Origin of the sequence: Streptomyces lichenis (assembly GCF_023218175.1) — a bacterium.
Taxonomy (GTDB): Bacteria; Actinomycetota; Actinomycetes; order Streptomycetales; family Streptomycetaceae; genus Streptomyces; species Streptomyces lichenis.
The window spans coordinates 193328-208046 of sequence record NZ_JALPTH010000010.1 but is presented as its reverse complement, the minus strand read 5'-3'; the positions used below and the strand labels follow the sequence as shown (position 1 = coordinate 208046).

The window sequence follows — 14719 nt, the reverse complement described above, 5'->3', positions numbered from 1 at the left end:
CGGCCAGTCCTCCTCCTCCGGAGCCGCCCTCACCGCCCCCGGTGGCAGCACCGCACAGCAGCGCACCCCCGCCGCGGGCAACCCGCTGCGCTCCGTCGCCAACGGCGAGTGCATGCTCTACGCCCTGCTGATCAGCGCGCCCCGGCTGGTCGGCGACCAACTCGTCCCGGCGTCCGGGACCGGCCGGAACACCCGTGCCTGGCTCGCCGACACCGCGCGGGTCCGCGACGAGGTGCGCCGCCGCGCCGAGGGCCACTCCCTCACCGGGACGCTGCCCCGCCACCCGGTGGCGGACCAGGTGATCGCCGAGATGAAGGCCCGGATCAGGGCGTACGTGGAGCAGACCACCCGCGACGGCGGACGGCTGCCCGCCCAGGTGGTGCGCCAGCTCCGCGCCGCCCGGATGCAGGACTTCGCCGCCCGCGTCGGCAACCCGGCCCGCACCGACCGCGCCCAGCTCCTCGCCCTCGCCCGCACCCACGGCGTACCGGGTCCCCAGCTGCTGACCGACGCGCAGCTGCGCACCCAGGTGGCCGCGGCCTACTTCGAGAGCGACGCCCCGCTCACCGACGAGGAGCGCCGCGGGCTGCTGTCCGCGGTCCGCACCTGGAACCAGAGCTGGGCGGGCGGCTACGGCGATGTCTTCCTGACCCTGGCCGCGCACGCGCTGGGCCTCGCCGTGGACGTCGCCCAGTGGGACGACACCTCCCTCTCCACCATCGTCACCGACCGCTACGGCCCCACCGGCGGCCAGGTGGTGGAGGTCCACTACGACCACGAGCACCAGCACTACCGCGGCAGCGACGCCATCCCCGCCGGACCCGCCACCCAGTCCGCCCCGGAGACCGGCGAGACCCCCGAGACGGCCGGGACGCCCGAGATCATCGAGACGGCCGAGACGACCGTACGGCTGCCCCGCCCGGTGGCACCGCCCGACGCGGAGGAACTGATGGCGCGTCTGGCGGCGCTGCCCGGGCCGGAGCTGCCGGACGCGCTGGCGCTGCTGGACCCGTCGCACCGCCGCTGGCTGGCGGACCGGGCCGACTTCACGACCGCACTGCGCTCCCGCCTCCCGGCCGCCGAGTTCGCCGAGGCGGCGGCCCGGCTGCTGGTCGCCGTCCTGGACGGCACGCAGCGGCCCGCCTCGGCCCGCCGGGAGGCGTACAGCCAGCTGACCCGGCTGCTGCGGGACCCGGACACCGCGCTGCGGCTGCTCGCCGCGGGCGGCGTGGTCGCGCTGCTGCCCACCGGGCTGCCGCTGGGCGCCGTGGAGGGCTTCACCGCCCACCGGCACGGCACGGACGGCCGCCCGGTGGACGCCACCCGGGGCATGACCGCGCTCACCACCCTGGTCGCCGCAGTGCCCGAGGAGAACCTGCTCGGCGAGCGGACCGGCATCGCCGGGGTCGGCCCGCAGCCGGAGGGGTACTCCACCGCCATCCACGAGCTGGCTCATCTGCTCTACGAGGGCGGGCTGACCCCCGGGGACCGGGCCCTGGTGGCCCGCCGCTACCGGGAGCTGCGCGCCGCCGGGCCGGACGCCCCCTGGCCGGACGGGCCCCGCCGCCACCGGGACGGGCAGGAGCGGGACAACTACTCGGCCACCGACGAGCACGAGTTCTTCGCCCAGCTCACCGCCTCCTATCTGGGCACCAACCAGGGCACTGACCCGCGCACCGGTCGGCCCCGCAACAACGGTGCCGCCTGGGTGCGGGAGAACGAGCCCGCACTGCTGCCGCTGCTGGAGCGGCTGTACGGCCCGGACCCGGACGCCGCCCCCGGCGTGCCGGTGAACCCGCTGGCGGCCACCGCCGCGGACAACGCCCGGTACGCGGCCTTCCGGGACTTCATGGCCGCCCTGAACGACCCCGCGGACAGCGCGTCCGCCTCCGGCAGCCCGTACGGTCTGCGGTTCACGCCCTCCTCGACACCCCTGCTCACCGTCCCCGGCGCCCCGGACCCGCGCGGCGCCGAGCAGGGGCCCGCCACCGCCCCCGGCATCCCGGACGGCGGCCCCCTGGACGTGCCCCCGGCCGAGGAACCCGACGACCCCTACGCCGTCCTCCGCCACGTGGTCAGCCTGCCGATCGACGAACTGCTCGACTACCTGTCGACAGTCGACCAGCGCCGGCTGCGGTGGCTGGCGGAGCAGCCCGACCTCCGGCAGAGCCTGCGGGCGGACTCGACCGCCCGGCGCTTCGCCCAGGTGGCGGCCCGGCTGCTGGTGGTGGTGCCGGAAGGCCCGAACGGCCCGCCGCGGACGCCCCGGGTACCCCTGGACGTCCATGAACGGGTGGCGCTGATGCTGGCGGACCCCGAGACGGCGGAACGGCTGCTGGCGGCCCGGGCCACCTTGCTGGTCCTCCCGGACGGCCTGCCGCAGGAGACCGAGGACGAGCTGCGCGACCAGGCCGCCGCCGCCGTCGACAGCGGCGGCACCCGCGAGGTGCCGATGGCCGTGGTCCACCGCTCGGACCTGCTCGCCGACTGGCCCGGCCCCGGCCGCCGCCCGCGCGGCCCGGCCCAGGCCGACGACGCCGTCCGGGACATCGCCTGGACGCTGTACCACCACGGCCTGGCCGAGGAGGACCGCGACCTGGTCGACCGGCGGTTCCGCGAGCTGCGCCGGGCGGGCGGGGACGCGCCCTGGCCGGACGGGCCGCTCCACGATCGGGACGGCTGGCCCGCGGCCAACTCCTCCTCGCACAGCGGGGCCGAGCTCTTCGCCGCCCTCAGCAGCGCGTACCTCGGCACCAACCACGGCACCGACCCGGAAACCGGCCTGCCCCGCAACAACGGCGCCGGCTGGGTGCGGGAGCACGAACTCCTGCTGCTGCCGCTGCTCCAGCGGCTGTACGGGCCCGAGCCGGTGCCGCCCCCGCCCGCCACCGGCACGGTGCACATCCCGCCGCCGCGCTCGCCGGAACACCCGGCGCGGACCCTGCGGGAGCTGGGGTCGCTGGAGTACCAGGAGCTGCTGGACCGCCTGCCGCTGCTGGACCACGGCACCCGGCGGTGGCTGGCGCGCCAGCCCGCCTTCGTACGGGAGTTGCGGGCCCGGCTGACGGCGGAGCGGTTCGCCGCCGTGGCGGCCCGGCTGCTGGTGGGTGTGCTGGACGGGGCCGGGAGCCCGGCGTCGGCGCGCTGGACGGCGTACACCCGGCTGGAGCGGATGCTCAAGGACCCGGCGGCGGTGGAGGCCCTGCTGCTGGCCGGTGGGGCGATCATGGTGCTGCCCCGCGATCTGCCGCTGGACGCGCTGCGCGGGTTCCACTTCTCCACCCGGACCCCGCGCGGCTACCGGGCGACCCGAGGAGCCGCCGCCCCCGAACTGGCGCTGGCCGTGGTGCCCGAGGAGAACCTGCTCGGCGAGGCCTCCCCGGTCCCCTGGTACGGCACCGACCACGACGGGACCTCCACCCTCGTCCATGAGACCGCCCACCTGCTGCACCGGTCCGCGCTCTCCGACGAGGAGCAGCAGCTGATCGCCCGGCGCTTCCGCGAACTGCGCAGGGCGGGCCGGGACGCGCCCTGGCCGGACGGGCCCGCCCACGACCTCCGGGGCCGGGACGCGGCCAACTACTCGGCCACCGACGAGGACGAGTTCTTCGCCCAGCTGACCATGGCCTACCTCGGCGTCAACACCGGCACCGACGGCACCACCGGGCAGCCGCGCAACAACGGCCCCGCCTGGGTGCGGGAGAACGAGCCGCTGCTGCTGCCCCTGCTGGAGCGGCTCTACGGCCCGGACCCGGACGCCGCCTCGGCACCAGCGGCCAACCCGCTGCGCGCGGTGGCGGCGGAGAACGAACGGTACGAGGCGTTCCGGCAGTTCATGACCGGGGCGGCCGGCGATGCGGCGGACCCCACCCCGGGACACCCGGCCTCCGCCGACCCGGCCCTGGCGGACCCGTCCGCCCCTGCCGTCCCCCACTCCGACCCCGACCCCGAACTGTCCGCCACCCCGCTGCTGCTCGCCCCGCCCCGGCCCGGCGGACCTGGCGGTACCGCCCCCGTGGCCGTCAGCAGCACCACCGCCAACGGGGAGCTGTCCGGGCCGACGCCACTGGACCGGCGGGAGCTCGCCAAGCAGGCCATCAGCCGCCCCCTGCCCGGCACCCGGCACCGGCCGCCGCTCACCGCGCACGCCTCCGAACCGGCCGCCCGCACCGGTCGGCCCGACCGGCACATGGTGCCGGACGCCCAGGACCTGGAGCGGCTGCACGCCGCCCGCACCCCGGGCGACCCCGCCTACCGGGACGGCTGGGAGCGCCTCACCCCCAGCCAAACCTGGGCCCTGCTCGCGGCCGAGCAGCGCGGCGAACTCTTCCACGAACGGGAACGTGCCGCCTTCGCCGCCCGGATCGCCCACTTCAACCGCACCCTCGGCACCCGCTACCCGGTCCACGACCCGGCGGCGACGGCCGAGATCACCCAGGCCGCGCACGACCACGTCCGGCGGCTGCCCATCGCCACCAACCAGGACCTCGCCGCCCGCCCGGCCGGCGGCACACCCCGCGCGGACGGCACCGTGCCCACCCGGGCCGAGGCGCTGACCGCCGACACCGCCTTCCGCTCCTTCTGGTCCACTGGTACCACCGGCGGCACGGCGAGCCGCCCCGGCCGGGGCTGGGTCGAGGAGCTCCAGGGCTACGCCACCGCGCTGCGCCGCACCCGCGGCACCCCCGAAGACGGCCCGAACGGCGGCGAGTTCCACCCACCCGACCCGGACGAGCTGCCCCTCTACGCCGCCCTGGTCTCCCCGGCGCAGGCCGGTGGAACCTATTCCTACGGAAGTGCCGTCCTGCACTGGAAGGAGTCGGTGCGTGCCCGGGTCACCCACACCCCGGGGGACAGCGCCGACCGGGAGGAGAGAGGCGTGCTCTCGTACACGGACAACGCCCATGTCTTCCCGCTGCTCGCCCATGGTGAGGAGCAGCGCGTCCGGCTGGCGCTCGCGGAGGCGACCGGCTTCCGCCACGACCCGGAACTGCGCCGCGAGATCGCCGAGTCGGGCTACGCGGCGGTCGGCCGCTACTTCGAGACGCAGATCCACGGCGGACTGAGCTGGCAGGACCTCGACCGGGTGGTCCTCAACTGGGGTGAACTGCACGGCTCGGCACGGCGCTTCACCACCCGCGCCGAGGCCGAGGGCATGGCCGCCTATCTGCGGGCCTTCGCCGAGGAGAGCGGACTCGGCTTCACCGTCGAACTCGGCCGTGAGATCGGGGAGCCGGCGGGGGCCGAGGCTGCGGCCGACCGGCGGACCGCCCGGCTGTACGGGATGGAGGAGGACGAGGTCGGACCCCGGGAACGCGCCCTGAGCCGGGCCCTGGACCGGCTGGCCGCCCCCGCCCCGTTCCCGGCGCGCGCGGACGAACCGGCGCTCCTCGCGCTCGCCCGGGCGGCCGGCATCACCGCACCCGACCCGGACGACGCCCTGGAGCAGTTGTGGCGCGCCGCCGAACGCGCCCGCGACCTGCTGCCCGACACCCCCCACGGGACGGAACCGGCCCTCACCCTCGACCTGCTGGCCACACCGGCCCCGGCCCCGGCGCCGGAAGCGGCCCCGGCCCTGACTCCGACCCCGGCCCCGGACCCCGCGCCCGAGCCGGCGCGGAACGGCGACCCCGTCCCCGTACCCGCCCTCGCCGCCGTACCGCTGCCGCACACCGACCCCGCCTCCGTACCCTCGCCGCCGACCGGAGGCGAGCCCTTCGAGGAGGCGCTGCTCGCGGCGCTGGAGGCGGCCGGGGCCGCGCCGCTGAACCGGGACCATGTGGTGCCGGTGGCCGATCTGGCCGGCACCGACGTGGTCCTGAGCGTCGGACAGAACGCCCAGGCCGTGCTGCTCGGCGGCTCGCTGACCGTCGAGGAGCTGGGCCTCACCCCGCTCCAGCACCTGCGCTGGCTGCTGGGCCGCCCGGACGCGGGGCACCTCCGCCCCGGCGCCGACGACGGCCCGGCGGCCCTGTGGGCCTTCGCCGCCCGGACACTCGGCGTCCCGTTGGAGGTCACCGATCCCGACGGGCGGGTCCACCTCTTCGGTTCCACCGAGGAGGGCACGACCGTCCGGCTGCGCTTCGACGGGACGCGCTACCTCGTCCTGGGAGGTTCACCATGACCTTCCGGCCGTCCCAACCGGTACCATCCGGTCCGGACAGACTTCTCACCTGGCAGGCAACTACCGTGCGAATACGTCATGTTGGCCAAAGCCCCCAAAAGCGTCGATCCGTGACGCCGATCGGAGGCGCCCGGCCCGGAGACGACCGACTCAGAGACGCCCGACTCCTAGGCGTCCGGCTCGGAGACGCCCGGCTCGGAAGCGACCCGCTCGGAGGCGACCGGTGAAGCGCTGGACCCGCCGACCGGGCGAGGCCCCACCACCGGCCACCGCAGGAACCGGCACCGTCACCGGCACCGGGGGAGCGGGCGCCCGCACCGGCTTCCTGGTCGAGGAGTACGACCGGGTGGTGCTGCTGCGCCAGCCCTCCGACGAACTCCTCGGCCCCACCGAGATAGCCGACCTGGTCCGCTGCGTCGAGGCCGACGACCCCGGCATGGTGACCCTGGTCGCCGGGGCCGACCAGGAGTCCGCCACCGAGCTGTGGCCCCGACTGGGCGCCCTGCTGGACCAGTTGAGCGACGAGGGGTTCACCACCGTCCGGCTGGTGATGTCCGGCTCCGGTGACGACCGCCCGGGCGACCGCTCGGCGCTGGCCCGGCGGATAGCCGACGCCTGGCAGCTGGACGTGCTCGCGCCCGACGGGACGGTGGTCTGCGTCCCCGGCGGCGGCCTGTTCGTCCACCACCCGGGGGATCCCGACGCCGACGGCCACAGCGGCACGGAGCCAGGGAAGACCAGGGCGCGCCCCCGCACCACGACCGGGCGGAAGCCGGCCCGGACGGCCGCACCGCCCACCCCCGCCGACCGGGGCTGGTGGCACTTCCGGCCCGGCGCGGCCCCCGTCCCGCTCGGTCCCCGTCAGCCCGCCCCCGGCTGGCAGCCCGGCCCCGGACGGCTGCCGAGCCGCACCCGCGGCGGCAGCGTCGTGCAGGAGATCCCGGCCGGGGTGCTCATCCGCCCCGGCGGCGTCCGGGCCCCCGCCCCCGACGACCTCTGCTACGCGGTCCCGATCGACGCCCAGGGCCCCCTGCTGGTGCTCGGTGTGCCGGACGGCGACGACCTCCCCGCCGAGGACCTGGCCGATGTCGTCACCACCCTGCCCGAAAAGGCCAGATCCGCCCTGCGCCTCGCCCCGGGCGGCCGCCGCGACGCGCTCCCGGCCGGCCGGTCCGCCGCCGAACTGGTCGGCTCCGACGTGGTGGTCTACAGCGGACTGCCGCTGCTCACCGGTACGGACGCGGCCGGCACCGAGACCGTGCGCTCCGTGCTGCTCGGCGCCGACGGGGCACCCCGCTGGCAGCCGTACGTGGACGCGGTGCTCTGCCCGCCCGGCGCCGACGAACCGCGGCTGCTGCGCTGGAGCCCGCCGCTGCCGGGCTCCGGCGACCTCGACCACGGCGTCATCCAGCTGTCCGAGCACTGGCAGGTCACAGTGAGCCGGGCCGGCCTGCTGGTGGGCCGCCGGGACGCCACGCCGCCGCCCGCCACCCGCCCGGTGGACGCCGAGGGCCCCGCCATCGAGGTGGGCAGCCCGGGGGAGGCCCTGGACGACTCCCTCTACCCGGCGCTCACCCGGCTGCTCAAGGCCCTGCCGTCCGAGACCCGCACCCGGGCCCGGCTCCATGTGCACGGCAAGGCCGAGGACGGCGGCCGGGAACTGCGCCGCCTCGCCACCGACCACGCCCTGCGCAGCGTCCGCTTCGGCGGCTTCGGCCGACCCGCCGCCACTGCGGCCCCCACCCCCGCCACCCCGTACGGCCTCCCCGCCCCCGCACCCGCCCCCGTTCCAGCTCCCGCCCCCGCCCCCATCCCGACCGCCTCCGGGCCGGTCGCCCGTTCGGAGAGCGCTCCCGACACGCCCGCTCCCACCGCGGCCTCCCCTGTACGGCCCCTGGAGGCCGAGGAGCCGGCCGCGCCCCGGCCGGTACCGACCACCACCACCGGGAGCATGCCGCCCCGGTCCGCCGATTCCCTCGGACGGCAGCCCGCGGCCCCCGCCCCGACCACCAGTGCGCCCGGCATACCGACCACGCACACCGCCACCGCCACCGCTGCCGGTCAGGCAACCGCCACCGGCGCATCCTCACCCCGGCCCGGACTCCGCCACACTCCGCCGCCCGCATCCCCGCCCACCTCCCCGCGGCCCCCGTCCACACCCCTCCTCACCACCACCCCTCCGGCCACCACCCCGCCCTCCATCCCCGCACCGCCATCGTCAGCGGTGGCGCCGGTCCCCGAGCGCCAGAGCACCGACGCCGAGCGCACGGCGTTCCTGCTGCTCGCCGAGGAGGTCTGGGAAGGTCACTCGGCGACGGTGGCCAGGACCCTGACCCGGCTGCCCGCCCTGCGCGACGCCGAGGAGGTCGCGGTCCGCACCGACCTGGTCGCCCTGCTGCTCTACCTCGGCGTGGCGGACGGCCCGATGGGCCACCGGGAACTCGACCGCGAGCTGCGCGCCGGCGGCGAACGGCTGCTGCCCTACGCGGCCTGCCTCTCCTCCGCCCTCCATCGCCTGCCGTCCTTCCAGGGCCCGGCCCTCCGGGGCGCCCGGCCCGCAGCCGCGTCCGAGCCGCCCCGGCCCGGGACCGTACTGCGCGACCCGGCCGCCGTGACCGCTCTGCCCGTCGGCGGAGTGGACGGCCCCGGCCCGGCGCAGGCCGCGTACGCCATCTGGTCGGTCACCGGGCGGCGGATACCGGCGGTGCCCGACGCGGCCGGGGCGCCCACCGCCCCCGACGAGATCCTGTTCCCACCGGGCAGCGCCTTCCGGGTCCTGGATGTGCGCACCGACCGCCCCACCCCGCTCGTCCTGCTCCGCCAACTGCCGCCCACCGCCATGCCCCCGGCCTCCGACGACCACGCCGGACTCGACGACGAGGACCGCGCGGTGCTCGCCCGACTGGACGAGGCCCTGCACCCCGACCCGACCACCCCCGCCCCGTCCGCCTTGGTCTGGCCCGACCGTTGCGTGGGCCCCCTGGGAACACCCGGCCCCCCGGCCGGATGACCCCCACCCTCCCGAACCATCCCCAACCCGCCCCCGATCCCCCTCCGTAGCAGCCCACCACCCACCGCTCTCACAGGAGTTGGAGACCCAGGAGTGTCGATGCCCGAGCAAGAAGGCGGCTCGCAGACGTCGAGCCCGGCCATACGACGCGCGGCGGTCCTGCCCGCCGTGCCAGGAGACCCAGGCGCGGCGCTGGGACCGCGCGGTGCTGCCGCCGCGGCGAGCGGAACGGCCGCAGCCCAGCAGCCCGCGGCCCCCGCCCCCACGGCGACGGCGCCGGTCGCCGAAGCCGGTGGAGCGGCGCGCACCGGTACGGCGAGCGCCACCCGCTCGCGCCCCGAGGGCCGCGCCGGGGCCCGTCCCCGGACGCGTTCCCGGGGCGCCGGGGCGCGTGCCGCCTCAGCCTGGGGCGCCGCCTCGGTGGTGGAGCCGTCCACCTCCCGTACCGGGACGGCCGCGGCAGCCGCCGGCGGCGACGAGCCGCCCACCGGACGCCCCAACAAGCCGCTCCTCGCGGCCGCCGCCATCGCCGGCACCGTCCTCATCGGGGCGCCGTTCCTGCTGCTGGGCGTCGGCAACGACGATGAGCGCAACGAGGCGTCCATCCAGCAGGTGCCCGTCGGCGGTTCCGTGGTGGAGACCCTGGAGCCGCAGGACGGCGACGGTGGCGACGGCGGCGAGACGAAGCGCACCCCGCCCGCCAACGACACCGTCCTGGGGGAGGACCCGGCGCCCGCCGCCGACCAGCCCGGGGACGACTACACCGCTGCCCAGCCCTCCCTGAAGCCCTCGCTGAAGCCCTCGTTGAAGCCCTCCCTCCCCGGGGTGGCCGAGGACGGCACGCAGCAGGTCCGCAAGCCCGGCATCGAGGAGCGCCCCTCGGTCGTGGCCCGGCCCGAGACCGAGTCGTCCAAGAAGCCCGCCACGGACCCGGCGAACGACCGCGACCGGCCGGCCGGTCCCGAGACGGAGTCCGAGCGGACCGCCGACGCCCCGGCCAAGCCGGCCACCGAGCCGGAGGCCCGTGACGAGGAGCCGGCGAAGAGCTCCCGCAAGGCCCCCGCCCCGGCGCCCCAGGTGAAGGACGACTCCGAGCCCGCCTCGAAGGCCGACGCCCAGGACAAGGCCGAGCCGGCAGCCGAGCGCAAGGCGCCGAAGCAGACCGAGCCCGAGCAGACCGAACCCGTGAAGGCCGTGCCCGAGCAGGCCGAGCCCGAGAAGGCTGAACCTGAGAAGGAGACGCCCAAGAAGGCCGAGCCCAGGAAGGCGCCGACGACGGAGGCCCCCAAGCCCGAGGAGGCCCCCAAGCCCGAGGAGGCCCCCAAGAAGGAAGAGCCCCGGAAGGAAGCCCCCAAGGAAGAGGCTCCCAAGGAGGAGCCGAAGCAGGAGGAGGCCCCCAAGAAGGAGGCGCCCAAGGAGGAAGCGCCCAAGGAGGACGCACCGGCGACCCGTCAGGGCGGCGCCCTGCCCCAGAGCGCGAACTTCGCCTCCGTCGGCAACGTCCAGCTCAGGAACGCCATGACGGGCATGTGCGCCGACGTCCCCGGCTACGACAAGGGCAAGGTCGACGGCCCGGTCAACCAGTTCGACTGCAACGCCACGGGCGCCGACAACCAGCTGTGGGACTTCACCGTGGCCGCGCCCGGCGCCGGCCCCGACGGGGCGGACCTCTTCACCATCCGCAACGGCAAGGACGGCCTCTGCCTGGACCTGCCCGACTTCGGCGGCAAGCCGGCCGGCACGAACGTCTCGCAGTTCCACTGCCGCCCCGGCTCGGCCGACAACCAGCTCTGGTACCTGGAGAAGAAGTCGGACGGCAAGTTCTGGATCCGCAACCACTCCAGCGAGGGCCGCTGCCTGGACGTCTCCGGCTACGACGGCAGCGGCGGCCGGGACGCCCGGCTGACCATCTTCGACTGCAACCTGCGCGACGACCACCTCTGGTCGTTCGCCTGACCCCGCCGGGGGTCCCCTGACCTCCCGAGGGCGATCAACCGAACACCGCCTCGCCGCCGTCGTACTCCCGACGGCGGCGAGTGCCGTTGTGCCCCGGACCTGATTCCTACCGGGTCCCTCAGGGACGCATCTCGTAGGCGCCCGACAGGGCCTCCACCCGGGTCCAGACGCGGGCGGAGCGGGCCTCGTCCACGACGGGGCGGCGGACCGCGCCGAGTGCCCAGGACTGCTGCTCCTCGGTGGCGGAGTCCTTGCCGTGCAGCTCGACGGCGTGTGCCGAGAAGTCCCGTACCAGGACGGCGAAGAGCTCGTCCAGGACATCGTCGTCCAGGCCGGTCAGCGCCGCCTGCTCCAGGACCAGCTGGGCGTGGACGACGAGCGCGAAGAGCTGGCCGACGGCCAGCAGCAGGTCGAGGTCCCGGCTCTGCGCCTCGTCGGGGGCGGCGGTGCGGACGAACTCGCACAGCGCGTCCGCCTGTTCGCGGAACCGGGCGACATTGCGCAGCCGGTCGTACGCGTCGAAGGCCGGCCGCCAGTCGTGGAAGCGGACCGAACCGAGGCCGCGGGCCGGGCCCTGCCGGAAGAGGAAGGCGTCATCGGCCGCGTCCAGCCGGGTGGGGACGGCGGGGTAGTCGGCCGGCTCCAGCAGGTGGTTGCGCAGGAACTTCAGGATCAGCGCCAGGTTGACGTGGACCGTGCCCTCCAGCTTGGGCAGGCCGCGGATCTCGACGGCCGCCTGGGCGAAGTAGTTGTCCTTCTCGAAGCCCTTGGCGGCGATGACGTCCCACATCAGGTCGATGACCTTCTCGCCCTCGGTGGTCACCTTCATCTTCGTCATGGGGTTGAAGAGGAGGTAGCGGCGGTCGTCGGGACCGGCGGTGCGGAAGTAGTCGACGGCACGGTCGCTGAACAGCTTCATACCGACCAACCGGACGTACGCGTCGGCCAGTTCCCGCCGCACATGCGGGAAGGCGGTCACCGGGCGCCCGTACAGCACGCGGTTGGCGGCATGGGTGACGGCCTCGTACATCGCGTGCTCGCAGATGCCGATCGAGGCGGTGCACAGGTTGAACTTGCCCACGTTGACGGTGTTGAGGGCGGCGTCGAAGGCGGCGCGACCCGTGTGCAGCACGTCCTCGGCGGCGACCGGGTAGCCCTCCAGGCGGAACTCGCTGACGAACTTGGACGAGTCCACGACGTTCTTGACCAGGTGGTACGAGGAGTGGCGGCTGTCGGCGGCGAAGAAGACGTACCCGTCGGGGCCCTCGACATCGGTCCGCCGGCCGAACACAGAGACCAGCCCGGCCGCGTTGCCGTTGCCGATGTAGTACTTGGAGCCGGTGGCGCGGAAGCCGCCCTCGCCGTCGGGCTCCAGCAGCATGTCCGTGGAGTAGATGTCGGCGCCGTGCGACTTCTCCGAGAGCCCGAACGCGAACACCTCGCCCTCGGCGAGCAGTCGGGCGGCCCTGGCGCGGGCGGCGTCGTTGCCGCTCTGCCAGACCGGGCCCAGTCCGAGGATGGTGACCTGCCAGGCGTACCAGTAGTCGAGACCGTAGAAGCCGAGTATCTCGTTGAGCGCGGCGATCCGGGCGGTGTCCCACCGCTGGTCGCCCGCGCCCTCGCCCGCCGGGGTGAGGAAGGTGGCGAAGAGCTTCTCCTCGGCGGCGAAGGCGAGGAAGTCGCCCAGCCAGGCGCGGGTGCGGTAGTCCTCGATGATCCGGCGCTTGCCCCGGTTCTCGAACCAGTCGACGGTGGCGCGCAGCAGCCTGCGGGTCTCCGGATCGAAGTGCGCGGGGTCGTAGGTGCGCGGGTTGAACAGCAGCTCGTCGGCCATGGGGTACCGCCTTGCGGGCTTGAGGGTTGTCGGTTGGTTTGAGGACTCAGCGCCCGGGTCCGAAGCGGCGCAGCGTGGTCAGGACGTCATCGAGCCAGGCGATCATCATCCGCTCGTACGCGATACCGCCCCGCAGCACGACATGCTGCAGCTCCCGTTCCGCGTCCGGCTCCACTCCTGCCCCTGCCGGGTACTCCCCGGGGAAATCCCGTTCCTCCCCGGCCAGGTAGTGGGCGAGCCGGTCGGTGTGCACCTGCCGGTGCCGCTCGACCTCGCGGACCAGGGCGGCCGGGTCGTCGAAGGCGGCGCCGCGGATCTTCACGGCCAGGTCGTGCCGGACGCTCTCGGGTTCGATCGGCTCATGCAGCCAGGAGCTGAGCGCCGCCTGACCGAGGTCGGCGACGGAGTACTCCTTCTTGTCCGGCCGCCCCTGCTGGGGCACCTCCCGGGCGGCCACCCAGCCGTCGGTCTCCATCCGCTTGAGGACGCGGTAGATCTGCTGGTGGGTGGCGGTCCAGAAGTAGCCGATGGACCGCTCGAACCGCCGGGCCAGCTCATACCCGGACCCCGGCTTCTCCAGCAGGGACACCAGGATCGCGTGTTCGAGCGCCATGCCCCCATCCTGCTATGCAACCAGTTGCATAGCAACGCCCAACGCCCCCGCACCCATGAGACACGCCTCACCCCCCTCCCGCACCGTCGGAGGCGGGGCGGGGTGGGTCGGACGCCGGAGCACGCTACGTCCGCCGGGGCCGGTCCTCGGGTGGGGCGGATGGCGCGGGAGGCGCGACGAGTGAGGCGGCGAGGGGCAGCCGGGCCAAGGCCACCGCCCCCGTGGCGATCAGGGCGAGGCCGATCAGCTCGGGCGCCAGCCACCAGCCGGTGCGGATCCGCTCCTCGTAGAGGACCACCCCGAGGGTGAGGCTGACCAGGGCGTCCCCGAGGGTGATCGCCGGCTGGGAGGCGACCAGCGGGCCGGACTGCAGGGCGTGCCCCAGCAGGAACAGCGCCGCCGTGCCGGCGATCGCGAAGCCGTAGGTCTGCCAGGCGGTCAGAAAGGCCCCGAGCCCTTCCAGGTCCAGGGTGTGCATAGACTGCTTCATCAGCGCGGCCGTCAGCGCGTAGCTGATGGCGGTGGCGAGACCCAGACAGGCCGCCCTGGTCCGGCCGTGCGGTCGCCGCAGCCCGACCGAGATCAGCAGGGCCACCACCCCGGCGCACACCGGGAGGGTGATCACCCAGCGGTCCAGCGGGACATGGGTGCGGTTGCCGGTCGGGTCCGCGGCGGCCAGGCCCACCCCGAGCCCGACCACCACGGCGGCGACCGCGGCCCAGGCGGGCCGGGGCAGGGCGCTGCGGCTGATCAGCGAGGCGATCACCAGGGCGAAGGGGAGTTCGAGGACGAAGAGCGGTTGCACGATGGTCAGCGGCCCGGTGGCCAGGGCCGCGGCCTGACAGACCGCCGACACGATCACCGCCACCATGCCGCCGAGCCAGACCGGGCGGTGGGCCAGGTCCCGCAGCAGCCCGAGGCGCAGCCCCTGGGTGCTGGGCACGCTCAGCGCCGCCATCCGCTGGAGCACGGTGGCGAGGGCGTTGGCGAACGCGGTGCACAGGGCGAGGACCACCGGGAGCAGGGTGTGCACGGTGCTGACCTCCGGCGCTCGGCGGTCGCCTCGGGGGGCGGCCCGGGCGAGAGGCACGCCCCGCGATCACCCGGGCGCCGTCCTCCGTGCCATGGTGGCCCGCGCCTGAGGCGCCCGCGAACCGGCCTCCGCCGCGTGGGGCACGTCCG

General features: G+C 75.4%; 6 protein-coding genes. 3 read left to right on the top strand and 3 right to left on the bottom strand.

Going from position 1 to position 14719, the window contains the following annotated elements; genetic code table 11:
• The first annotated feature begins 112 nt into the window (after window positions 1-112).
• From M1O15_RS13070 to M1O15_RS13055, 3 genes are all read left to right on the top strand, one after another.
• A complete protein-coding gene (locus M1O15_RS13070; protein ID WP_248633925.1) occupies window positions 113-6124 on the top strand; it encodes a hypothetical protein in 6012 nt (2003 codons plus the stop codon).
• 223 nt (window positions 6125-6347) lie between these two features.
• Window positions 6348-9134, top strand: a complete 2787-nt coding sequence (locus M1O15_RS31390) for a hypothetical protein (RefSeq protein ID WP_282576677.1) — start codon at window positions 6348-6350, stop codon at window positions 9132-9134.
• A gap of 168 nt (window positions 9135-9302) precedes the next feature.
• On the top strand, window positions 9303-11090 hold the full coding sequence (locus tag M1O15_RS13055) for an RICIN domain-containing protein (protein WP_248633900.1): 1788 nt from the start codon (window positions 9303-9305) through the stop codon (window positions 11088-11090).
• A 118-nt stretch (window positions 11091-11208) separates the two neighbouring features.
• Here M1O15_RS13055 and M1O15_RS13050 read toward each other — a convergent pair whose 3' ends face one another.
• From M1O15_RS13050 to M1O15_RS13040, 3 genes are all read right to left on the bottom strand, one after another.
• Window positions 11209-12924: an acyl-CoA dehydrogenase family protein gene (locus M1O15_RS13050; RefSeq protein ID WP_248633898.1), complete on the bottom strand. Its 1716-nt coding sequence runs from the start codon at window positions 12922-12924 to the stop codon at window positions 11209-11211.
• 46 nt (window positions 12925-12970) lie between these two features.
• Window positions 12971-13537, bottom strand: coding sequence for a PadR family transcriptional regulator (locus M1O15_RS13045; protein WP_248633897.1), 567 nt, complete (start codon window positions 13535-13537; stop codon window positions 12971-12973).
• Window positions 13538-13661: 124 nt separating this feature from the next.
• On the bottom strand, window positions 13662-14570 hold the full coding sequence (locus M1O15_RS13040) for a DMT family transporter (protein WP_248633896.1): 909 nt from the start codon (window positions 14568-14570) through the stop codon (window positions 13662-13664).
• Window positions 14571-14719 lie beyond the last annotated feature (149 nt).